The organism is Nocardiopsis sp. NPDC055879 (assembly GCF_053615935.1).
The window spans coordinates 1-23102 of record NZ_JBSHCT010000041.1 but is presented as its reverse complement, the minus strand read 5'-3'; the positions used below and the strand labels follow the sequence as shown (position 1 = coordinate 23102).

At 63.1% G+C, this 23102-nt stretch carries 20 protein-coding genes and 1 tRNA gene; 13 read left to right on the top strand and 8 right to left on the bottom strand.

What is annotated here, in order from left to right:
• Positions 1–85: 85 nt before the first annotated feature.
• From ACWGKS_RS28530 to ACWGKS_RS28520, 3 genes are all read right to left on the bottom strand, one after another.
• A tRNA-Arg gene (locus ACWGKS_RS28530) sits at positions 86–166 on the bottom strand.
• A gap of 247 nt (positions 167–413) precedes the next feature.
• Complete coding sequence (locus ACWGKS_RS28525; protein WP_452524734.1) at positions 414–2519, bottom strand: hypothetical protein; 2106 nt, start codon at positions 2517–2519, stop codon at positions 414–416.
• Positions 2520–2636: 117 nt separating this feature from the next.
• Positions 2637–3468, bottom strand: a protein-coding gene (locus tag ACWGKS_RS28520; protein WP_452524732.1) for an IS5 family transposase whose coding sequence is annotated in 2 segments (ribosomal slippage) — positions 2637–3015 and positions 3014–3468 — 834 coding nt in all. Because the reading frame shifts where the segments join, the coding sequence is not laid out codon by codon here.
• A 244-nt stretch (positions 3469–3712) separates the two neighbouring features.
• Here ACWGKS_RS28520 and ACWGKS_RS28515 point away from each other — a divergent pair.
• Positions 3713–4297, top strand: a complete 585-nt coding sequence (locus ACWGKS_RS28515) for a hypothetical protein (protein WP_452524730.1) — start codon at positions 3713–3715, stop codon at positions 4295–4297.
• 60 nt (positions 4298–4357) lie between these two features.
• On the top strand, positions 4358–5455 hold the full coding sequence (locus ACWGKS_RS28510; RefSeq protein WP_452524728.1) for a helix-turn-helix domain-containing protein: 1098 nt from the start codon (positions 4358–4360) through the stop codon (positions 5453–5455).
• A gap of 86 nt (positions 5456–5541) precedes the next feature.
• Here the strand turns inward: ACWGKS_RS28510 and ACWGKS_RS28505 are convergent, their stop codons facing one another.
• Positions 5542–6813 carry a pentapeptide repeat-containing protein gene (locus ACWGKS_RS28505; RefSeq protein ID WP_452524726.1) on the bottom strand — a complete coding sequence of 424 codons (1272 nt, stop codon included), beginning with the start codon at positions 6811–6813 and terminating at the stop codon, positions 5542–5544.
• A gap of 333 nt (positions 6814–7146) precedes the next feature.
• Entirely contained in the window at positions 7147–8295 is a 1149-nt protein-coding gene (locus ACWGKS_RS28500; RefSeq protein WP_452524725.1) for a protein kinase family protein, read from the bottom strand.
• Between the two features lie 218 nt (positions 8296–8513).
• Here ACWGKS_RS28500 and ACWGKS_RS28495 point away from each other — a divergent pair, with 218 nt between their 5' ends.
• Together ACWGKS_RS28495 and ACWGKS_RS28490 are read left to right on the top strand one after the other, a co-directional pair.
• Positions 8514–10187: an Eco57I restriction-modification methylase domain-containing protein gene (locus ACWGKS_RS28495; protein WP_452524723.1), complete on the top strand. Its 1674-nt coding sequence runs from the start codon at positions 8514–8516 to the stop codon at positions 10185–10187.
• A gap of 9 nt (positions 10188–10196) precedes the next feature.
• Complete coding sequence (locus ACWGKS_RS28490) at positions 10197–10931, top strand: PaeR7I family type II restriction endonuclease (RefSeq protein ID WP_452524721.1); 735 nt, start codon at positions 10197–10199, stop codon at positions 10929–10931.
• 157 nt (positions 10932–11088) lie between these two features.
• On the opposite strand, the gene ACWGKS_RS28485 is transcribed toward ACWGKS_RS28490, so the two are convergent.
• Complete coding sequence (locus ACWGKS_RS28485; RefSeq protein ID WP_452524719.1) at positions 11089–11574, bottom strand: hypothetical protein; 486 nt, start codon at positions 11572–11574, stop codon at positions 11089–11091.
• An 8-nt stretch (positions 11575–11582) separates the two neighbouring features.
• On the bottom strand, positions 11583–12149 hold the full coding sequence (locus ACWGKS_RS28480; RefSeq protein ID WP_452524717.1) for a hypothetical protein: 567 nt from the start codon (positions 12147–12149) through the stop codon (positions 11583–11585).
• A 450-nt stretch (positions 12150–12599) separates the two neighbouring features.
• On the opposite strand from ACWGKS_RS28480, the gene ACWGKS_RS28475 reads away from it, so the two are divergent.
• The 7 genes from ACWGKS_RS28475 to ACWGKS_RS28445 all read left to right on the top strand — a co-directional run bounded on the left by ACWGKS_RS28475 (position 12600) and on the right by ACWGKS_RS28445 (position 18462).
• Complete coding sequence (locus ACWGKS_RS28475) at positions 12600–13295, top strand: pyruvate phosphate dikinase (protein ID WP_452524716.1); 696 nt, start codon at positions 12600–12602, stop codon at positions 13293–13295.
• The gene (locus ACWGKS_RS28470; RefSeq protein ID WP_452456540.1) at positions 13292–14188 is read left to right on the top strand and encodes a hypothetical protein; all 897 of its coding nucleotides are present in this window, start codon (positions 13292–13294) and stop codon (positions 14186–14188) included. The genes ACWGKS_RS28475 and ACWGKS_RS28470 overlap by 4 nt, the downstream gene beginning before the upstream one ends.
• Positions 14181–14840: a thymidylate kinase gene (locus tag ACWGKS_RS28465; RefSeq protein ID WP_452456541.1), complete on the top strand. Its 660-nt coding sequence runs from the start codon at positions 14181–14183 to the stop codon at positions 14838–14840. The genes ACWGKS_RS28470 and ACWGKS_RS28465 overlap by 8 nt, the downstream gene beginning before the upstream one ends.
• On the top strand, positions 14837–15868 hold the full coding sequence (locus tag ACWGKS_RS28460) for a hypothetical protein (RefSeq protein WP_452524713.1): 1032 nt from the start codon (positions 14837–14839) through the stop codon (positions 15866–15868). Before ACWGKS_RS28465 ends, ACWGKS_RS28460 begins: the two co-directional genes overlap by 4 nt.
• Entirely contained in the window at positions 15865–16797 is a 933-nt protein-coding gene (locus ACWGKS_RS28455) for a DUF2797 domain-containing protein (protein WP_452456543.1), read from the top strand. Before ACWGKS_RS28460 ends, ACWGKS_RS28455 begins: the two co-directional genes overlap by 4 nt.
• 13 nt (positions 16798–16810) lie before the next feature.
• Complete coding sequence (locus tag ACWGKS_RS28450) at positions 16811–17485, top strand: HIT domain-containing protein (RefSeq protein WP_452456544.1); 675 nt, start codon at positions 16811–16813, stop codon at positions 17483–17485.
• An 80-nt stretch (positions 17486–17565) separates the two neighbouring features.
• Positions 17566–18462: a phosphotransferase enzyme family protein gene (locus ACWGKS_RS28445; RefSeq protein ID WP_452524711.1), complete on the top strand. Its 897-nt coding sequence runs from the start codon at positions 17566–17568 to the stop codon at positions 18460–18462.
• Here the strand turns inward: ACWGKS_RS28445 and ACWGKS_RS28440 are convergent.
• Positions 18456–19778 (bottom strand): hypothetical protein, encoded by a 1323-nt coding sequence (locus ACWGKS_RS28440; RefSeq protein WP_452524736.1) that lies wholly within the window; start codon positions 19776–19778, stop codon positions 18456–18458. The genes ACWGKS_RS28445 and ACWGKS_RS28440 overlap by 7 nt on opposite strands.
• A gap of 711 nt (positions 19779–20489) precedes the next feature.
• Here ACWGKS_RS28440 and ACWGKS_RS28435 point away from each other — a divergent pair.
• Together ACWGKS_RS28435 and ACWGKS_RS28430 are read left to right on the top strand one after the other, a co-directional pair.
• On the top strand, positions 20490–21047 hold the full coding sequence (locus tag ACWGKS_RS28435; protein WP_452524709.1) for a hypothetical protein: 558 nt from the start codon (positions 20490–20492) through the stop codon (positions 21045–21047).
• 612 nt (positions 21048–21659) lie between these two features.
• The gene (locus tag ACWGKS_RS28430) at positions 21660–21863 is read left to right on the top strand and encodes a hypothetical protein (RefSeq protein ID WP_452456547.1); all 204 of its coding nucleotides are present in this window, start codon (positions 21660–21662) and stop codon (positions 21861–21863) included.
• The last annotated feature ends 1239 nt before the right edge of the window (positions 21864–23102 follow it).

The window sequence follows — 23102 nt, the reverse complement described above, 5'->3', positions numbered from 1 at the left end:
AGCACACCAGGAGCACACATCGCCCGAAAACGCCGCGAGGACCTCTTCCGAGGTCCTCGCTTACCCCGTTTGAACTGGGGTTTTGTGGCGCACCCGGCAGGATTCGAACCTGCGACCGTCGGATTAGAAGTCCGATGCTTTCGTGCCTGTACGTGCCACAGGGTGCCGTTTCGTCCCAATCCATCCGAACACTGCTGTCGTTTCGTGTCAAGGGGTACCGCCTGGTGACGCCCTGGTCCAAAACTGCGGAGCACAAACGGAGCGCACACGGCCCGTTGTCGGCATCCGATGGAACCTCGCGAGGTTCTCCATGCACCTGCCGGAGACCTCCTCAACCAGGAGGATGAACTAACAGACCTCTCGCCACACTCGTGTGAGTCCCGTTCCTGAACCGCGCCGAGCTCCGAACCCGCTCAAGCGACGATGGTACAGAGCACCCCGCCGACAGCGATGGCCGTCGCTGTCCCCACGGCGAGCCAGCGCCCGGCGTCATAGAGACCCATCCGTCGTCTCCCCACATGCTGTGTTCGGTGCCACCACGCCAAGTGCTCAAGCAGTTCAGCGTGACGGAACTGGTAGGACGCACCATAGACACGCATCACGCCATGGCTATGCATCTCTTGAAGGAACACCAACCAACGGAAAGGTAGTCGACCGGCAACAGAAAGAGCCAAGGAAACGATGAAGCACAGCAGTCCTGCACTTCTCTCCAGCCCCCTGAAAAAACTGAATATAAGAACAAAGAAAACGGGTGCTAATGCCCCGAAAATGGACACGATGATCACATTGGAAAGAAACAGTTTGATGATCTCTGATCGTGTCACATGACCAGTGGATATCATGGTATTAAAACCCGGATCGTGTTCGATTATGTGATCCACCATCCACATTCCAAGTATCAGGAATGCTGCCAGGAAGAGACTCCATATCAGGAAAGCCAGCTTCAGTGGAGTGAGAAGGAAGGATCTCATCTCCCCTCGGAGGACATCGCCAGGGATGCGCGGTTCTGATTGCCCAATTCGAGGCTTGGCGTCAAGTGCGCTCTTGGTTCCTCCTCTGTATACCGCGAGGAACAACAGGGAAAATAGCATACCGACCAGCATGATCTGAAGAACCAGGGCGGAGAGATCGGGACGAATGCCAGAGCCAGCCTCTTGGATGAAAAATCCAATGGAGGCGAGGCAGAGGAATGCGAAAGAGCCACCACAGACCACTGTTGCGAAAGCAAGATCCGCTTGTCTGCGCCCCACAAGAGAGGGCAACCTCCACCACTCGAAGGCGCTTGTCTTCGCGCGCCACATCAAGTGGGCGATATACCCCAGCGACTTTTTCGCTTCCTGAGGATTGATGAATTTGAGCCTTTGGTGGTTACCCTTCAGTGATCGCTTCATGAGAGCGGGGATCAAGCCACTAATGAGATGGGCGCGAAGGTCTACTTCTGCTGGAAACCTCTCTCGGTCCAGCAACACGGAGGGGTTCTCCCCTGCATCGATGTAGTTGACCCGTAGTAACCAGATCTTGAAAGGCGTGTCGAGTGCCTGGGTGAGTGTTCCCTGGGGGGAATCGGACACCTCATCGAGGAAGAACTTCCAGTTTGGTTCCCTCAACTGGGGCGGGCTGAGCATTGCCCTGATGCTTCGGACCCGCTCCTCTGTGCCGATAGGAGCCGCTTTCAGTACCGCCATATTGGCCACCACACCCCTGGGGGGAAGCGCTTCGTTGTACTCATCCGAACGGCACAGCAGGATGAAGGGACGCTCAGCGTCGGCGTCGACCTGATCCAGGAACCTCGTACACCAGTGGCGCCCCAGTTCGTCTGTGCCGTCGACTATCAGAATAATCTGTTTCCGCAGAAGCAGTTCGCGTATCGGAGTCGCCCCATAGGTCGCCCTTTTAGTGCGTAGGTCCGGATACTCCCGTTGGATGCTCCGGTCAGCCTGGTCGATCATCCGCCCTCCATCCTCCAGACACCAACTGGAGGCGTTAACCAAGACCGGAACTGGTGCCGAACAGTCTTTCTCTCTCTTCGTGAGTATAGCTTCACACAGGCCCATTGAAATCGTTGTTTTTCCGATACCACTGGCGCCAATAACCGCCAACCTTTGGTATCTCGTTTTGTTTAGAAAAAAATCTGCGAGTATCGGAGAATCGGAGGAGCTCACAGTGAACTCTTCCGTGTTTTTTAAAGCATGATCTGGGTGATCCATGGCCTCAAAGGCGAGGCTCCAGGACGTCTTGACAAGACGAGCCTCATCGGCTGCTAGGACGTTCTTTCCCGCCTCGGCTCTGTCTCGTACCTTTCTCGTTAGGTAGGAGAGCGCCTGGTCTGCTTGTTCGTCACTAGTGGATGAACGTGTTTCACGCCACTGGCGGATATCCGTAATTTTTTTCCAGAGGTCAGCCACGACTTTCCAGAGGTCAGCCACGGCCCCGGCTAGAGATGAGGCATTCCTTAAGACTGCGATGAAAACAACACCCAAGCTCAGAGCAGTGGTTATAAGAGAGAGTAAAGTGAACATGAAGACATACTGGCACCTGGAACACCAAGACGAGTGCGAAACGGGAAAATCAAGACTGGACAGCATCTCTTGAGTCTTCTCTGAGAGCGTGTTTGAGAAGGGTCAGGAAACGAGGTCCTAGCCCGTCCACGCCTGCTGACGAACGGCGTCACGTTCTCGTGCGAGGCGGCGGGCCATCTGGCCGATCGCGGCCCAGCGCACCATGGCCTCAGACACCGCGGGGTCACGCTCGTAGTCCCTGGCCAGACGCCGGTGGGAGGTCAACCACGCCAGCGAGCGCTCCACCACCCACCTGCGCGGGATCACCGCGAACCCGATCTGGCCTGGAGCCTTGCGCACGATGTGCACCGTTGTGGCCACGAACCTCTCGGCCCAGGCCACCAGCCGTCCAGCGAACCCCGCGTCGGCGAACACGAATCGCACCGGTGTGTACAGGTACAGGCTCAACAGGTTGGTCCTGGCCCCGTCGCGGTCCTGGACCGAGGCGGCCATCACACACCACCAGCAACAATCCCAGGTTGTCGGTGACGATGAACCTCTTGCGGCCGTTGACCTTCTTGCCCGCGTCATAGCCACGGGTGGGCTGGCCGACGGTGTCGGCGCCCTTGACGCTTTGGGAGTCGATGATCCCCGCCGAGGGCTCGTCCCCACGTCCTTGTGCAGTGCGCAGCCGGCGGCGCAGCACGGCCATGACCTGCTCGGTGACCTTGGCTTCCTCCCAGCGGGAGAAGTACCAATACACGGTCTGCCAGGGCGGGAAGTCCACGGGCAGGTACCGCCAAGAGCAGCCGGTACGCACCACGTACAAGATCGCGTTCACCACGTCGCGGCGGGGGCGCTTCTCGGGTCTGCCGCCGGTGTTGGCCGGTGGGAGCAGGGGCTCGATCAGGGCCCACTGCTCATCGGTCAGGTCAGAGGGGTAGGTCGGGCGTCGCGGCATGGTGGCCATGCTCACGGCTTGGCGAGCATGGCGCGGGTGAAGTGCCCGGACCGTTACCCACCCTTCTCAAACACGCTCTCAGACATACCTTCACGGCACTTGAAGAAAAGTAACCACGAACGTGGTAGATTTTCTTCAAGTCTCTGCTTCTGAGAGGTACTGAGTGCTCAACCCAGCGCATGCCCCGGACGAATACCACGAGCGCCTCACCCGACTGGGAACATCCTGGCCGGTCCTGGAGAGAGCCCTGCGTATGGCAGAGGCTGGACATCGTCGAACCACCGGCGACCACGGCAAAGCAGCGCCCGGTTGGTACGCTTATCAGGAGTGCCTCGCCGGACTGCGTTCGGAACAAAAGGCCCGCCATGGCTGGGAGAACGCCTTCCATCTCAAGATGGATCTCACCGTCAACCCCGACCACACGCTCGCTTTCCAAACTCTGTCCGGCGATCACCACACCGGTCACCCCCATGAGACCCCCCGCACCAAACATCCCAGGGGACCCAACGGGCGTCTCCTCCTGGCGAGTGGGAGCGACGCGGAACAGCTCATGCTCTTCTCCGAAGAGCGACCGGTCGAAGAACCCGACGCGGTCGAACTCAGCGACCTTGACGAGGTCCAGGTATGGATTTTCCTAACCCACCGCACCGAGGAGCCGAAACCCGGGAACATCGTCTGGCATAGTGAACTGTCTTTGCCCCACTCGCCGGACGAGCGCGGACACATCCGCGGTTGGTATGACCGCATCCCCCTACCTCCGCTGCGGTTCGATGCGGTGGACTTCCCCGAAGACGGCGAAGGACCCGAGGGACTCCACATCCCGATCGACTTCCGCTGACCACGAAAGCCACCGGCCCTAGCACCCGGCCGGCCCCGAACACCGACAGGGCGACACACCATGGCCACGCCGTCACGCATCCGACTCGCACGGGAACGCCGAGCACTCACCCTGGCGCGATTGGCGGAAACGGCTGGGATCTCCCAACAGAGCCTCTCCAACTACGAGAACGCCCATGCCACCCCCACGCGGGAAACGCTGCGCAAGATCGCCGAAGCTCTCGGGTTCTCACTCGAGTTTCTCGAAGCCGATGAGGTCGAAGAGGTGCCCTCTCAAGCGGTGGCTTTTAGAGCACGCACCAAGACTTCCATGCGCAAACAGAAGGCCGTCCGAGCCCAGGCCGCGTTGGCGATCGAGTTCAACGACTGGCTGAGTGCGCGCTTCACCCTGCCAGAACCCTCGGTGCCGACCTATGGCAAACCTTCCCCCGAGGCAGCTGCCGAGATGGTCAGGTCGCTGTGGGCTTTGGGCGATACCGCGGCCCCAAACATGGTGCACCTGTTGGAGGCCCGCGGTATCCGTGTGTTCTCCTTGGACACCGAGCATCAGGAGGTGGACGCGTTCAGCTTCTGGCGCGATTCCACCCCCTACGTTTTCCTCAACACGGCTAAGAGCGGCGAGCGCGGGCGCTTCGATGCGGCTCACGAACTCGGTCACTTGGTGATGCACGGCCATGAACGCCCCCTGCAAGGGCCTGAGGCCGAACGCGAGGCCAATCAGTTCGCGAGTGCCTTCCTCATGCCCCGTGCGGACGTGGTTGCCCGCATGCCCGACAGCAGCCAGGTGGACCAAGTCCTCAAGGCCAAGGCGATCTGGCGTGTCTCGGCCATGGCTCTGTCCCATAGACTCCACGACCTAGACCTGCTCAGCGACTGGCAGTACCGGTCCACCTGCCGACAGCTTGCCGAATTGGGGTATCGGCGGGGCGAGCCCGACGGTATTGCGCGGGAGACCTCCCAGGTGCTCCCTAAGGTTTTCGCGCTTCTGCGTAAGAAGGGACAGCATCCTCGTGGTGTCGCAGAAGAGCTCCATATGCCTCTGGCTGAACTGAACGGTCTGATGTTCGGTCTGTCCTTCACCTCACGACAAGGTGAACGCGCTGGCTCCACGTCCTCTCTGGATAAGCCTGTACTGAGAATCGTGCCCGGCGGTGGATGAGTGAAGGCAGAGGGTCGAGGCCATTCCGCTGGCGGCCGCGCTCGAGTCGATCGAACACGCTGTGGCTCAGGGTGAGAATTTCTATTTTATGAGGTCTTTTCGGAGAGCCATTCCGGGGGGAGGGTGATTACACCTGGGGTTCCTCGTTTGGAAGCCTCTGTAAGGCCTCGGGGAATCGGACCGTGCACGTGGGCGAAGTTCACATTCCCTCCTGTGAACGTGGTATCGGTGAAGTTGACACGGTGGTTGCGGAAATCGGTGTGCATGAAACTGACTTGGCTCTTGGAAAATTCGGCGTGGGCGAAGTCTCCGTGACTTCTGGAGAAAATGGCATAATCCAGGGATACCTCGGCGCCGTTGAAGAGTGCTTCTGAGAAAGTGAAATAGCAGTCGAACGAGGCTCCGGCGAAACTGACCGTTCCTCCGGTGAACTCGGCGCCAGTGAAGCTCAACTGGGTCAGGCCTCTAAACTCGGCTCCAGCAAGAGTGAACTTGCCATTAGTAAATTGGGATCCGACGAAAGTGACCTTGCCGCCGGTGAAACAGGATTTGGACAGGTCGCCACCGTCAAAAACCACACCAGTGAAGTCGTAGTCTTTATCTCGCCAGCGGGTGTGGTCGCGTAGGCGGCTACGGAAGATACGCAGGATGGTGTGGCGCACCTCCCGCGCGGCCGCATATTCCAGTTCCTGTTCACGTTGCTTTTCCCGCATGTCCTGGTCTGCCTCCTCTGGAAGGGGGTTGGGCGGGAGGTTGTGAGGCAGGCGCAGATAGGCGCAGAGCACGTCGATGACCATTTGGACCAGTTCTTCGCGCCAGCTGGGTGCGTCGTCGGCGAGATGAGCCAGGGCGTGGACTCCGGCCAGGCGCACCGCAGCGTGCTCGCTGCCGAGTTTGTCGCTAGCTGAGTCGAAGCGTTCGGTGAACAGGCGTGTGGTCTCGCGGTCGGCGGTCTCTGTGGCCCGAAGACCTTCATCTTCGGTTGAGCGTTGTCGGCGGTAGGAAATAGCTAGAAGGGCCACCCCCGCCAGGCCGGCCACGATCGCGAAGGCGCGGGTGGCGACCGCGTCCAAGGCACGGGGGGAGAGTTCCTCGGGCAGGCGCAGGCCGGGTTGTCCCAGCACTATCCAGACTAGGGCTGTCATAGCGATGACAGCCAGGATGGCGATTATCCAGGCTGTCATGATCAGGCGGCCGATCCCGTCTTTACCGAGCCACCAGTTACGTGCTGCGCTGATCACGAGGAAAGCGATGAACGCTGGGCCGAGGATCCAGGCAAGGGTCCATTCCTCAGGTATGACCCTCAGCAGGAAGTCGGGCAGATCCAGGGCCTCATCGGAGCCGGGGAGGGTAGACATAAGAGCGACAGTAGGGCGTACGTCTTAGGCGAGGTGATTTTTGCCGGTTCCGGCCACTCCCAACGAGGCGTTCTGTCTCGTACCGAGGTTGGTGGAGGCTGCGGCGTGTGCCGGGATCGCCTCCCGGCACTCACGGGAGCGGGGCACCGCTGAACTTAGGACAGCAGGTACCCAGTCGGTGTGGTGTAGTTGCTGACGGCATTGGATGACGAGGCGGGACTGATGCTGCGGGGCTCTGACCGATCCCCAGCACAGCGGTTAAGCTTGATCGCCACGGCCAGAGCATGCCACGACCCTTCAGTGAAGCCTCATCCGCTACCACGCACCAACTCGTCAGACCATCGCTTGCTTCGGCGGTGCCTCCAACCGCTCAACGTCTGCGATCAAATCGACGACATTCTGGTAGCGCTGGGCGAGGTCGTTTACGGCGCACCTATGAATGATCCGCCCCACAGTGTCATCAGCTGTGGGGAGTGACTCTCTGCCTTTGAAGATATAGGCCAGGACATGCGCGATCGGGTACATCTCGTTCACAACCCCATAGTCCTTGAAGCTACAAAGCATCGGGTCCCGGATCGTCCCCTTCATCTCAGTCTGGGTCCGGGTGAACTCGTTCGCCTGATCCTTCACGAGCCCAAAGTCCGAGAGCTTCACCAGAACGGCCTCGGAATCGAAGACTTTCAGCAGTATGTTCTGGATGCTGATGTCACGGTGCAACAACCCCCGGTGGTGAAGGTAGTTGATCCCGTAGAGGAACTGCAAGGAAATGCGCTTGCGAGTTGCGAAGGACATCGTAGCGTTCTTCTTACTGATGTGCTCCCGGAGTGTTGTGTCGCAGTACTCCATTCGATACTCGTTTCGGGTCTCGTTATAACGGTAGACCTCCACCACGTAGGGAAATCTCAGCTTCTTCAGGACTTCAAACTCCTGCTTGAAGCGGTGCAATTCGCGCTCGTCCAGGTCTTTCTTCGCCCGCTTGACCGCAAACTTGATGCCGTAGTCGGGGTCGACGTAGGAGTAGACGTGGGCGTAGGACCCGCTCCCCACCATCTTCAGCTCTACGGCAGCCTCCTGCTTCTTGAGCCTCACGCTCTTAGCCGCATGGGCGAAGACTTGCTCGTAACGGATGACCTCGATGAGCTCAAAGTCCTCCGGCACCGCACTGCCCCCGCTTGGCGAAAGCCATGGTCGACATCGATCCAGCGCATCCTGGTAGGAGTCGGCTAGTGCCACCTCAAAGCCTGCCCTCTTCAGGATATGCAGGTCGAGCTCGATCTCCTCGATGAGCGCGAGCAAGTCCCTGCTGTTGTCGGCCCAGTAATGGTGAGTGGTCTTGGCGCGTCCGTTGATGTCGATGAAGTGCTCGTTCAGCCGCCTATGGAGGACTGCAAACATGTGACCCCACTCAGGGTCGTCGTAGAGGCGTGTGAAGGCCTGTGCGGCGGGCATCGCCTCATACTTCTCTCGCAGGTCGGCCAGCATAAAATCCACCCGATCGGCCAACGTATCCTTCCCTCTCGCTAAACCGCCATAATCCCATCGCACCGAGGTGAGTCACTCCTCCTCGTCTTGTGCCGGTTGCAGTGGAGGCTACGGCGTGGGCTCGGATCGCCTCTAACTGCCCTCGACCCTGAGGCATACGTCGAAGCCATGATTTCCGCCGGGAACGGGCGGGGAGAATGACGCTATAGAGTCGTCTCGTGACTACCGTTGACCTGCGAGATGCCGCCGAACGACTTCCCTCCTCGATGCGTGAGGCCATCACTCATGGGGAGGTGTTCACGCGCGGATGGGTCGTTGAGCTCATCCTGGACCTGGTGGGCTACACCCCCGAGCGTGACCTCGCCACGCTCACGATCGTGGAGCCCGCGTGCGGAAGCGGAGCGTTCCTCGGTCCGATCGTGCAACGGCTCAGCGACTCCTGCAAGCTGCGCAACCGCGACCTGGGCGAAGCCAAGCAAGCGCTACGAGCTTTCGACTTGCTCGAAGCGAACGTTAAGGCCAGCCGGGACCTGATTCGTACTCAGATGCGGACCCAAGGGTGGGATGAGCCGACGGTTGAGAGCTCTGTTCAAGCCTGGATCACCCAAGGCGACTACCTCCTGATGCACCACCGCGGCCAAGCCGTGGACTTCGTCGTTGGTAACCCGCCCTACATCCGCCTCGAAGACGTTCCCCGCGAGCGCATGGCGCGATACCGGGCAGCATGCCCCACCATGGGCGGCCGAGCTGACATCTACGTCGGCTTCTACGAAGCAGCCTTGCACACCCTCCGGGAACAGGGGCAGCTCGGGTTCATCTGCGCGGACCGGTGGATGCACAACCAGTACGGAGCACGTCTACGCGAGCTCGTGACCTCCGGCTTCAGCGTTGACTTCGTACTGACCATGCATGACGTGGACGCCTTCGAGGAACAGGTGGCCGCTTATCCCGCCATCACCATCTTCAGCAAGCAGCAGCAGGGCAGCGCTGTGGCGGCCGACACCAGGAAGGGCTTCTCTCAGGTTGAGGCACGAGAGCTCTACGACTGGAGCCTGGAGCCTGAAAGCCAGGTCGTCGAGACACAGACCTACCAAGCAGCACGGCTGCCGCACTGGTTCTCCGGAACCGAACTCTGGCCCGCGGCTTCCCCAGCACGTCTGGCCATGCTGGAAGACCTCAACGACCGGTTCAGCGTCCTAGAGGACCGCACGGCCGGTACCCGGGTCGGCATCGGGGTAGCCACCGGTGCGGACAAAGTCTTCATCACCACCGATGCCAACCTGGTAGAGGAAGACCGGCTCTTGCCCCTGGCCATGGTCCGCGATACCAAGACCGGCACTTACCAATGGCAGGGAAACTACCTGGTCAACCCCTGGACCCGGAACGGGGAATTGGTTGACCTGGAGCGATTCCCGCGCCTGCGCTCCTACCTCGCGCAAAACGCTCACCTGCTCCGTAAACGCTACGTTGCGGTCCAGCAGCCTGAGTGCTGGTACAAGACCATTGACAAGGTCGATCATGCCTTGGTGGGCAAACCGAAGCTGTTGCTTCCGGACATGAAGACCACCATCCACCCGGTTCTTGACAAGGAGGGCGTCTACCCTCACCACAACCTCTACTACATCGTCTCTGACGTCTGGGACCTGGAGGTTTTGGGAGGGTTGTTGATCTCTAAGATCGCGCAGGCCTTCGTTCAGGCCTACGCGGTCAAGATGCGTGGTGGCACCCTGCGGTTCCAGGCCCAGTACTTGCGTAAGATCCGGGTTCCTCAACTGTCCGACCTGAGCGATAAAGTCCGGTTGCAGCTGGCCGAGGCCTTCAAGGACCGTGATGTGGAAGCAGCAACACGAGCGGCGCTGGACGCCTACGGCCTGGATCATCTTCCCGACTAGGAGGACAGGTTGGCGGTCACCCGTCAGGATTTCGAGGACGCCATCGCCCAGTACTGGGGCGTGAAGAGCACGCAGAGCGATCTTTCCAAGATCAAGGGTGCTGTCGGCGCTGGAACAGCTAGTTCAGTCAGGGCCGGTAAACACTTCGATAGTGTCGCAGGGCTGATCGCGAAGTTTTTTCTCGAAGCTGGTTACCCCAAAGATTCCATTCGAGTTGAGAAGAAGCAAGGGTTGGAGCTTCCTGGGTATTTTCGACCGCAGAAACAGTGGGACGTGGTCGTCAGTATGGGGGAGACTCTGGTAGCAGCTTTTGAACTCAAGGCTCTCGGTGGTCCGTCATTCGGTAACAACTATAATAATCGGGTGGAAGAGGCCCTGGGGAGCGCTGTTGACCTCCGCCACGCGGCTCTGGCAAAGCTGTATCCAGGCGAGAAGCCGTGGTTGGGGTACTTCTTCATCATGGAAGATGCTGAAGGTTCCCAGCGCCCGGTCAGCATTGCGAAGAAGGGGGCTCTCTCCCCTGACCCCATCTGGCATGGGACTTCATACCAGGACAGGTTCGGGATTTTCTGTCAACGGCTCATCGACGAGTCTTTGTACGACTCCGTTTGTTACGTCACCTCCTCAAAAGATTCCCCGAACCCAGTCGAGCCAGTAAGACAGCTCGACTGGGAGCATTTTGCAGCTGGGGTGCGTAGCAGGATCTGCTATCTCGGAGAGCTAGGGTATCCCAACGAGCGGTGAAGCCGACTAGGGGAGATTCAAAAACCATCACGTGCTGCCCTGGGTGGCGAGAGTCATGGGCTTCTTGGGTGCCGGCAATTTTGTGTATCCCAATATGCAAAATGTGGTGTTACGAGTGTGAAACCCCCACTAGCTACTGGCTGGTGGGGGCACAGACTTACACGCTGTACTCCGCCGAGTATCGCGCACCATTGTGACGTTCCCACGCTACGGTCACGAAAGTGCCACCGCGAGCGTAGAACGACCTTTTCCCACCAGCACGGACGGTCTCACCATCCTGAAACCGCGTATCGCCCACACCTTTCAGGATCACGTTCATCACGCTCTCATCGCTGGCATCAATCAACGCGTACTGATGGACATCCACAACGTTGCGCCGGGACTGGCCCACCGGCTGCACCTTCCACGGATTTGCCCTGAGCGCGTCTCTTGCCGCCGCCTCTCGGGTGATCCGGGCTATCTCCTCGTCAGCAGCCGCGGATCGTGCAGCTGCTTCCGCACTAGTCTCCGACGCGTCGGCCGAACGTTTCGCCTCGGCTGCGGCTCCCTTGGCGCTGCGGGCTTGAGAGAAGGACGCGATCATAGCGCCGACAGCGACGAGCGCCGAGGCCACCACGAGGATGGACTCCCAGTTCTGGGTCACGGACTCCATCAGTCGACCGTTCCGGTCCAGTACACGGTCGGGTAGGAGGGACCGCCCTCGTCGTTGGGGGTGAAGATAGCCATGTCCCACTGGAGCTCGTCTGCGTCCGTGGCCATCTCGCAGGCAGGCTGCCAGGTACCGGTACTGCCGGGCTGGATCATGCTGGGCCAGTCGTAGGCGAGGTGGTCGAACGCTTCGTAATCGCTGGTGTTCCCGTCTACCTGGCAGTTGCGCATAATCCGGTCGATCTCCACCGGAGCTTCGCTGCCGTTGGTGAAGGTGACGGTGAACGCCAACCAGTCGACGTCGTTGCTGTAGCCCTCGTCCTGTTCGTTGAATCGCTCGAAGTCGGACAGGCGGATGGAGAACCCGTCGTCGTAAGTGTGGGTCTCCTCCAAGTCCAGGATGACCGTGCCGTCCTCCTCCTGGTCCTCTTCGGCCGCAGTGTCGCCGGGGTTTTCGGCTGCGGCCCCGTTAGTATCGAACTCAGGCTGCCCGCTGTCCTCGTCGCTCGAACAAGCACCGGCGATCAGCAGGACGGCGGCTGCGGCCGCTAGGGTCATGGGGGTGCGCACAGGGGCCTCCGCATGTGGGGGTGTACAGGGATCAGCGGGGACACCAACGGTAGCCGGGGCCACCACCGACTGGCAGTGCAGGATCGGGCAGATGACCGGCTCATCCCCACTCGAGTGGGGATGAGCCGAAGGACCGGACTTCCGGTGGTGCTCTACGAGCCCAGCGCGGTACAGCGGCCGTGCTCCCGTCTCGGACCACACCCAATCCCAGCACGGACCGTCCGAAGTTAGGCCGCGCGCCCGGACCTGTTTTGTGCCGGGTGCGATGGAGAGCCTGTGGCGTGCAGGGATCGCCTCCCGTCACTCACGATGGAGCCGCTGCCCCACGTTGGTGAATCTATGACTGGCTGGTCATGGGATGGCCCCTCTGTGCTGGCCACAGTGGGCGCATGGATGGATTCAAGGAAGCAGCCTTCGGGTTGACGATCCGCGTCGAGAGTAGGTGGCGCAATGGTCGCTGACCTGCTCTCACAGCGGTTGGACCCCGACATGTGGGGTCACAAGGCGGCGCGGCTGAGCCAGGTCGCTGACCTCGGGCTCCCCGTGCCTCCGGGGCTCTGTCTCAGTACTGCGGCTCTGGCGCATGGAACCAGCGAAGCGATCGCCTCACTCCGCACGTGGTTGGAGCTCTACCGGCCCCGCCGAGTCGTGGTTCGTACCAGCTCGGCCCTGGAGGACGGGCTGAAGTGTGCCCGAGCGGGGCGGTCGCTGTCGCTGCTGAACTGTCCGCCCGACGCCTCCGCACTGGCTCGAGTCATCGACCAGGACCTGTTCACACAGGAGGACCTGGAAGCTGAATCGGGTGGATGCGTCCTGGTTCAGGAACAGGTGGCAGCAACCCTGTACGGTGTGGCCTTCCTCAGCCAGGACCGCCTGCTGGTCGAAGCATCCCCATACCCGGACGGAGCCACCGCCGGGATGCCGTTGCGTATGCGAGCTCGGCGTGACGCCCGCCGGTTCAGGGCATCGACCGGCCTCGAGCAGGTCCCGAGCCTCGCCCTCACCGCGCAGCTCCACCCCCTGTGCCTACAGCTCAGCACCCACTTCGGGTTCGATGTCGACGTGGAGTGGGCCTGGACCGGCGCGACCGTCCTGGTGCTCCAGGTCCGCCCGATCACACGTGCTGCCCTGGAGTGGGCCTCATGAGCGATGGGGACAAGATCGAGGCCGTCAACGCCCTCGAAGCCCACGGGCTACTGCGCGTACCGATCCGTGTCGTGCGGCGACCGCACCAGATGAGTACTCGGGCTTTGCGCGAGAGTTTCGGCGAGTACCGACTCCTGGTGGTGCGCACCGCGGCCATCTCCGAGGAGCGGAACCTGCCTCGCCTGGTCGGCGCCACACCCGCAGCCGCGGCGAAGTGGATCATTGATCTCACTCCGGGGCTGTCTGTACTGGTGCAGCCATACGAGCAGGTGCTCTTCTCTGTCGAACTCGCGGTCTACGAGTCAGTGGTGGTGGCCGAGATCGTCCCCGGAATCTGGGAGCTGGACAGCCGCCTGACCCCCGCCGTCCTGGTGTTCAAGGACGATGGCCTCGAACTCACCGTCCCGGACACCCGTCTCCAGACGGCTCGCTTCCACGACCCCCACCACGGAACCCGACAACGACCGGCCCGCGTTGATGACTGGCAGATCGCCACCCTCGTGGCATGGGTTCGTGAACACCGCCGCCACCTGTCCGCCCTTCGCGACGACCTGGGTCATCCGTTCGGTCTCAAGCTGCACCACTCCAGCCGCTACGGACTCTCCGCCCAGAATATCCGCAGCAGTGTGCCCGAGCCTGACACCTGGCAACAAGACACCCCCGCACCTCCGATCAACACGGCCCCGCTCTCCTCGACCGACGCACCCCTACCCGACGGTCCCGTTCTGCTCGACGTGTCCGTCGCCCGCGAGGAGCACGCCCGCCTGGCCACGTTCATCGACCGACTCCACCAGACCGGAACCCGAGAGGTGTACCTGCGCTCAGGCCTGCTCTCACACCTGGCCATCAACCTTCGCGAAGCCGGAATCACCGTCAGGAGCGCCCATGGCTGAGTTCTGGACGATTGAGGGCATCGATGGCGCGGGCAAGAGCCACCTGCTGTCCCACCTGACCACTGCCACCTCCCAAGTCACCGCCCTGCGCAAGGACCACCCGCCCCGAACCGGGAACACATGGCTGGACCGGCGCCTTGCCCTCCTGCACGACCTCACCTGGGGTTACGACCACGCTGAACCGGTCTGGGACTACCCGGCGCACTACTGGCTGCACTCCCTGATGGCCTGGTACACGCTGTTCCACCACGCCCACGTGGCACCCGCACTTGACCGGGCCCGGCCGGTGGTGGTCGACGGCTGGTACTTCAAACACCAGGCCCGCATGACCCTGTCCGGCGACGATCGTCTCGTGTCCCAGGCCGAAGACGTGTTCTCCGCCCTGCCACAGCCTGACCGGATCGTCCTGCTCACCACCACGGCGGAGGTGGCCACCACCCGCAGGGCTGGAACCTCCAAACCCTCCGAACACGGCGCTTTCACCACCAAGCGAGCCACGACCTCCACGGACGACTTCACCGACTACCAGACCTGTACTGCCCGCGCCCTGGAGGAACTGCTCGGCGCACATCCGGCACTGGTCCACACCCTGCCCAGCACCGCAGACGAAACGGATCTCCTGCCCCTCCTGCGTGGAGAGGTCAACGCGTGAACACCACCGCTACCAGCGCCGTCCTGGCCAGCGAACACACCATGGGCGATCGCCTCCCGGACTACGTCCTCCCCAAGATCCCCTTGGACCTGCTCACCGCCGCTCGTGGACGGATATGGGTCTACCCCAACCGCTCCCTGAGCTTCCTTCTCGGCGGTGACAAACGCGTGGGCAAACGCTTCAACTGGCGCCGCCCCCACTTCACCCTCGCCGACGGAGTCCTGCACTGCGTCGTCCCTCCCGGCCAGGACTACACCCACCACTACGCGGAGCTTCTACGCGCGGCCTGCGCCATGACGGACCTACCGGCCGAGATCACCGTTGAGCACCCCGTCCCCGGACAAGGGCTGGCCTTCGTCGACCACTGGCTCCCACGAAACCTGCCCGCACATGACTTGGCGATCCTCGGCTACGTCGAACCCCTCCTCACCCGACCACCCGCCTCCAGCCCCGGCTGGAGCCACCGCCCGGGCTTTGGCTGGCGCACCGTCCGCGTCGGCAACTTCACCGTGCTCCTGTTGGGGTGCGAGTTCAGCTTCTGGGGTGACCTCGCCGGTGACCTGGTCACCGCCCTGATCGCCCGCGGCCACACCTCAGGCGTGCTCTACGTGGGCAAACTCGGCGGCCTCCAGCCCGACATGGAACCCAACACCGTCATCGTCACCGGTACCACCAGCCAGGTGAAGGGCCACCCCCTCTCCTGGAAGAGCGCCCTGGACCTCGACCCCACACTGCCCGGACTGCACGACCGGGCCCGGCACATCACGGTCCCCAGCGTCCTGGATGAAACCCGCACCTGGCTCGAGCAAAACCGTGCACACTTCGACGTGGTGGACCCCGAGATCGGCCACATGGCCCTCGCGGCGGCCACCGCCCAGGTGCCCTTCGACTACCTGCATATCGTCACCGACAACCTCAACGGCACCCACGAGCACGGCCTGTACGCCGAACGCAGCACCCCGGTCGCCACCCGGCGCCGCCGTTGCCTGCACCACATCGAAACGATCCTGCACCGGAGCCTGGCATGAACCCGACCGCACCCGTCACCCTTCTCGGCCTGGACTGGAGCGACACCGACACCCCGCGCCTCCGCACCACCGACCCCGACCACTCCGAAAACAGCCTGCTCCACCCCCTCCTGGGCGAACACACCTTCCGGGTCGAAGGGGAAGAGCGCCGCTGCATCGGCTGGTTCGACCTCACCGGACCCGAGGGCAGGCACGTGCGCTGCCGCACCGACGAGGTCGTCACCCGGGGCAAACAGTGCCGACGCTGTCAGTACAAGGAGGGGTTCATCGCCGCCCACCAAGCCCACCGCACCCCCGACGCGCTGCCCGAGAACATCCGCGACTACCTCCAGCAGCCGCACTGGCTCTACCTCGACGTCTTCGCCAACGGCACGACCAAGGTCGGCACCGCCGCCGACTCACGCCGCCGCAGCCGACTGGCCGAGCAGGGACCCGTCGCCGCCCTCTACCTGGCCCGTACCAAGGACGGGGCCACGGTCCGCACCCTGGAGTCCGCCGTCTCCCAGCACTTCGCACTGCCCCAACAGGTCCAGTCCCGACGCAAGGTCCTCGGCCTCCAGAACAGCATCGACACCACCGCCCTCATCACGAAGCTGACCGGCCTCGCAGCCCAGGTCACCCCCTACCTGAACAAGATCGCCGACGAACAGCCTGGCACCGAAGTACTCGCCGCCCCTGAACCCTGGGTACGACCCGCCTGCTCCACCACCGTCTTCGAATCCGCCCCCGTCCTCGCCTACCCCGACGGCCTCACCCAGGGCACCCACCGAATGCACATCACCGGGGCAGCCGGCCCCGTCGCCGTGTTCTCCACCGACCCCGAACTCGACGCGCCCCGCCACTGCGCCGACCTGAGCAGGCTCATCGGCCGATCCCTCGCCCCGGCCACCGCCGAGGACGCTCCCACCGCCGCGCCCACCCTGTTCTAACCCGGAGGACCCCGTGCACGAGACCACCCTGAGCGAGATCTGTACCTTCTGCTGCGAGGTGGAAGGCGGCGACGACTCCAACCTCTTCTACGACCTCGGCTTGGCCCGCACCCGCGCCGACTACGTGCTCCTGGAGAGCGAACACTTCGTCGTCATGCCCTGCATCGGCGCACTCACCGACTGGTACCTGCTCATCGTCTCCAAACGCCACACCCTGTCCGTGGGCTGGCTGGACGAGGCCGAACACGCCGACCTTCGCGAACTGATTCCCCAGGTCACCGAACTCATCCGAGAACGCAGCGGCCTGGACAGCCTCATCTTCGAACACGGCAGCCTCGACTTCCGAGACAAGGGCGGGGCCTGCTACGACCACACCCACATCCACGTCGTAGCCACCGACCGCGACCACCAGCGCTTCCTTGACCACATCCCGGCACCGGTCACCATGGGGCCCTGCGCGGACTGGATCAGCGCCTCTCGCCGACTGGTGGAGGAGACACAACGCTCCTACCTCGCCCTGGGCACACCCGACCAGGACTGGATCGGCACCGCCACCGGAGCACCCTCCCAGTTCTTCCGCCGCTGCCTGGCCACCTGGATGGGGGCCGAAGAAGGGGAGTGGGACTGGCTCACCTTCCCCCAAACCGACCGAGTCCACCGCATGAGCACGGCCCTCACCACCAGGTGACCCACCCCGTCCACCCCTCACCACGAAGTGCTTCATCCGGGCACGGGGTGGACACGTGGCCCCGACATAGTCTGGGACGCGTGGCCCACACCGAGGATTTCACCGAGCACGCCCTGCGCGCCGTCCACACCGCCACCCAGGCCTTGGGCGTCCCCGAGACTTCGGCTCACGAAGGGCCCGAACTCATCCGGATGGGGGAACGGGCGGTGTTCCGCCTGCACGAGGGAGCTGTCATCGCCCGAGTCGAACGCTCCGCGGCCAGGTGGGTGGAGGCCGACCGGGAGGTGCGGGCCGCCCGATGGCTGGCCGAACAGGGCCTACCCGTGAGCCGCCCCCTGCTCGGTGAGCAACCCGTCCTGGCCGAAGGCACCGTCGTCACCCTCTGGGAGGGGGTTCAAGGGGAGTGGACCGTACCTCGGGAGTTGGCCGGGCTCCTGCACACTCTGCACAGCCTCACCCCACCACTCACCCTCAAGCTCCCCGACCTGGACCCCTTCGACCGAGTGGCCGAACGCATCGACACCGCCCTCGGCCTCAGCCCCACCCAACGCGACCAGCTGCGCGAGGTCCATCGCGACCTGGCTGCCCGCCTCCCGACCACGAAACCGGTGCTGGGTACCCACGTCATCCACGGCGACGCCAACATCGGCAACATCCTGGCCACCCCGCATGGGGTCGTGCTCTTCGACCTGGACGGGATCTGCTGGGGACCGCCCGAGTGGGACCTGGTCCTGACCGCCCTCTACCGGGACCTGGGCTGGCACAGCGAAGCCGAGTACGCCGACTTCTGCGAGGCCTACGGGTTCGACGTCACCGCCTGGGAGGGCTACCCCCTCTACAAGCAGATTCGGGAACTACGCATGACTACCTGGATCGCCCAGAAGGGTAGGGAAAACCCCGAGATCGACGCCGAAATCGACCGGCGCATCAGCGACCTGGCCGACCCCCGACGCCCACGGGAGTGGAACCCCTACTGAGCAGCCGACACCACGGCCCGAGCCTGATTCAGGAACCGGTCCACCATCGGCTGCCCGTGATAGGGCCGCACACTCCGGGCGAACGCGTCGAGGTAGCCCACACACCGCGCCGAGGACGTCGCCCGCACCTGCGGCACCACCACGGAGCCCAGATGGCAGGCCTCCTCGACCTCACCCTGACCCAGCACGGCCGCCGCCAACACCAGACGGGTGAAGACCCGGCTGCGCGCGTACTCCTCCCCGACCGAGGAGGCCAGGCTCTGCTCCGCCAACCGCCGCGCCACATGAGCATGGCCCAGGTCGCGATGGCAGTGGGCGACCTCGTCGGAGTACTCCGCATGGTCGAAGTAGCCGATCCACCCCGGATCGGACCCTGGGTCACGCCGACCGAAAGCCCGCTCCGCCTCGCTCATCGCCTGGAAACACGCGGACTTGTCCTGCCCGGAGGCGTGGGCACGCGCCTCCATCATCAGGAACTGCGCCCGCATCGTCTGCGTTGCCCGCTCTCCGGCACCGGTCAACGCCGCCCGGGCCAGATCCCGCGCCTCGGCGTGCGCACCGACGTAGTTGGCCTGGTGACTCATCGCTGAGAGCACACTCGCCCCGAGCAGCCGGTCGCCCGCGTGCGCGGCCAGGTCCAAGGCCTGAACGAAGTAGCGGCGGGCGGCTCCATTGCGCTGGGCATCGTAGGACATCCACGCCAGTGAGAGCACGAACTCCGAGGACACCGCGAATAGGGTCCGGCCGGCCTTCTCCGAATGGGACTCCCGAAGCAGCGGAACCACCGTGTCGTTGAGGTAGCGCACCGCCGCCGCTCGTGCGTTGTCACCACCGAAGCGGTTGTCCAACGCGGAGAACGTCGCCGACGCGTTGCGGATCGCCGCGACCGGTCCCTCTGCGACGTGAGCCTTGACCCGACCGGAAACGGGTCCTGACACCAGCCAGGAAAGTACCGCGGAACTGACCGCCGAGGCCGGTGGCTGCTGCTCCACCCCGGGGATGTCCTCCACATCCACGTTGGCCACCTGCCCCAGGACGTCGGCGGTCTGCCGTGCGGAGCTGTTGAGAGCCAGACCCAGTTCCGCTGGGACGCGCTCCATAATGGGGGTGGGGATGTCGTATCCGTGCGTGATGCCCTCGACTACCCGTTGGACGGTCTCCTGCTTACGCAGTTGCCGCTGGCCGCTCAGGACTCGCGAGACCATCGTCTGGGACAGGTCGCACATCCGCGCGATGGCGTCCTGAGCCAGCTCGGTGTGGCGAAGCAGCAGGCGGATCAAGGAGTTGGCGTCTTCCTCGGCCGCGGCCCGCCGCACTTGGGGGATGCGCCAGAACCGCGCGGGCACACACGAGCAGTCGCCGCTGTCACGGCATCGACCACAGTTTCCGCAGAACACGGGGGTGCCTTCCACTCGAAATCTCGGGGCGGGTGGATGGCACAGAAGACTACGGGCGCCGACTCCAGGTCCGCCATGACCGGCTTGTCATAACCACCATGCCCGCGCCGTCATGGGGATGTCAGCGGTTTCTCCGGACAGTGGCCCTATGACCCCAGCGACAACGTCCGATACCGGCCCAGTAACGGCGAGAAGTCCACACAGCACCGACATCGGCAGACACTGCGATTCCCCGCCAAACACGAGAACAGAGCCCGATTCCCCCGAAGCGGACGACTGCAGCCTCACCAAGCGTGCTTCGAGAGCGCCAGGCGGCTCGAATGAGTTCGGGCCGTTGTTGCCTCGTCCCAGGGCTGATGACCTGGTCGGGCATGGCTACACGGCATTCCAGGTGGTGCGGTTGGCAGTGTGGGCGGCGCGGGAGTGCCGGTGGGTGAACGGCATGGAGATGGTCCACCGCGCCGAGACCGCGTGGGAGGCGATCGCCGAGCATCTGCATCTGGCGGTGATCCGTCCGGAGGAGACCGAGCTGATCGCCATCGGGTGGAAGGCGATGAAGGCCCAGCACTATCAGGACCGCAAAGCCCACGGTTTGGGGGAAAGGACAAGGCGCTGGTCTCCCGAGCCTTCGTGCGCTACTGGACCAGCGCCTCGGCGCCCGCCCACTCCCACGAGGACCTGCTGGTGGACCGCATCGCCCTGGCCCAGATCTGGACCGCCCTCACCCCGACCCACCGCCAGGTGTTGACCGCGATGGCCGAACACGACGACCGCCGCCAAGCCGAGCGTGCGGTGAACATGGACGCGGTGACCTTCACCCGGACGTTGGGGCGGGCCAGGCGGGCGTTCTTCGCTCTGTGGCACGAGGGCGAGACCCCCTCCAGGATGTGGGGCTATGACCGTTCCGGGGCGCGGCACCGGAACGTGATGTACCTGGTGCGGTTGCGCAAACAGCGGGCCTTGAAGCGCAGGGCCGCAGGCGTGGTGTCCCGACAGGGCCACCGTCCTCCCAAGGAGTTGGGGGTGCCCAACAGCGAGCTACTGGCCCGCTTCGAAGCGGGGGAGTCCTACGCGGCTCTGGGTCGGGAGTTCGGTGTCAGCGGAGACCTCATCAAGGGTCGTGTGCACAAAGCCAGGGTGGAACAGGCGCCGTCCCCGGACCGCACGGCGACGTTGGCGCTGGGCTGAGGAAATCTGCCCCTTTTTTCGTGCGGGCTTGAAGAACCTCGCTCACCCAAGCGAACATCGACCAGCCCTGCGGGAACTGCGCATTCTTCGCAGGTTATGGGGCTTTTGTGCCCTTCATGTGGCGTGGGCGGAAAGTGCGGTTCCGGGTGGCGTACGACCTCGGGGCCATCGACACCTGACCAGGCCACACCTTGATGAAGAAGAAAGAAGTGGAGACACCCCGACGCGGTGCTGCGAACACCGGGCCGGGGCGTGATTCCCACCTGAATACAGCAGGAGGAGATCGTGGAAAAGTATAGCGGGCGGCATCGCAAGCGCCGGCAGGGCTGGGGCGAGCATCTGCGTTGGGTCCTGGGGGCGGTGCTCGCCACCGTGTTCTGCAGCCCGACCGGGCAGAGCAGTCGACCGGTGGTCGAGGTGCGTCAACCGCTGCCGGCGCGGCGCCTGGTTGAAGGCCGTGAACCTGGCCGGGGGCGGCCTGCGGGACAGGTGCGGACACAGGTTCCCCGTCCCCGTGAGGGGGCGGCACACACGGGTACGCACGCGGCTGGCCTGCCCCGCCAGCGGGAGTTGTATAAGGGGCGGCGTGGGTGGTGTGAGGACGATGACGGGGTGCGCGGCGTGCGCCTCTACCTGGCCGTGCACGAGAAGAACCAGCACGCCCGACCTCGCGCGAAGCCGGTGCCACCGGCACCTCGCCAAGAGGGTTCGGCACCCGGATGTACGGGAGTGGGCGGTGGCGAGCCGCTCTTGGATATGAGTGACTTGGCCGCAGTGGTGCGTCAGTGGCAGGCGCTGCGCCAACCCGTGGCCTGACCTCGGTTAGAAGGATTCAGGGTCGTTCCCTTCGAGGGGCGGCCCTGTTTCGATGCCCTGGCCCGCCAGCATTGGGGCCGGTGGGGTTGTTGGGGACTGTCGTGGGTGTCGACCGAGGCTGTTGTGCTGAGTAAGACTCTCCCGGTGGTCACCTGCCCTGGCTTAGCGCGGCCTACGACGGCGATGAGGGTGCGGCGCTGCGTTTTCGCGATAATAAAAATGTCAAAGAAAGGTTGTGGGGTTGCTTATTCAGCGATTTGACACCGCGCTGCCGCGCTGGACAATACTCACATAAGCCAAACTCAGCACCTGACTCATGGAGGTCTCACCGGGCCGTCTCACACCCTCCGCCCCTACTCCTGGCTCGCACTGAGGGGCGTGCGAGAGCCAGTGAATCAGTACTCCAACGCACCCTCCACCGATCACTCCAACGCCCCCTCCCGCCCTGTGGACCCCCCTGAAACACTCATTTTCGCAGGTCAGATTATGTTTTAGGGGTGTGACTCACGTCCAGACTTATACCCAGTGGGTACTCACCTTCACGTAGGGGGCGGCGGCCTCGGCGGTGACCCCTCGGTTGCTCGCCCCACGTGCCGCCCTCCTGGCTCCTCCTCGGCCCGCCCCTCCGCCCCCTTCTCTGCTCCTTGAGCGCTCATGTATGACTCAATTCCTATAAGTGTTCAAGGGTGCATGGCTTCGGTCTCGTCTTGGGTGGAGATCTGCTCAGTTCATCACCTTCTGCATTCGATTCTCAGATGAAGAATTGCGTGGTCAAATATGTGTTCTCATATATGAGGAATCGTGGCGCTGGGCGGGCGCGGACCCTGGGGTGCTTCAGGTGCGGTGTGTGCGCTCGAAGGCGTGCTGATTGGCCCCGGTGTGGTGTGGCGGGTTGAGTGAGGGATAAAAGAATTCTCGGTGAATCGGAGGAAGTCTTTCTCGTGCGATTCCCTCTTCTTGGGGCGGGGAGGGTGCACGAACAGGGGGCTCCTGTGACTACGCCTGTGACTACGCGCATCGCCCTACCTGTGACTATGCCTGTGACTACGCCAGCGCCCCCAGTGGCGCACTCGGACTGAAGTCTGCCATCCTTGCAGGTCAGGGTGTATTTGAGTGTGACTCACGGGGTCAGACTTATACCCAGTGAGGTGATCTCAGCGAGTTTGCTTCTCGATATTGGTCAGCGCCAACGCGGCTTGCACGATCATCCCGATCTTGGACGGGCTCATCGTGGTGTGA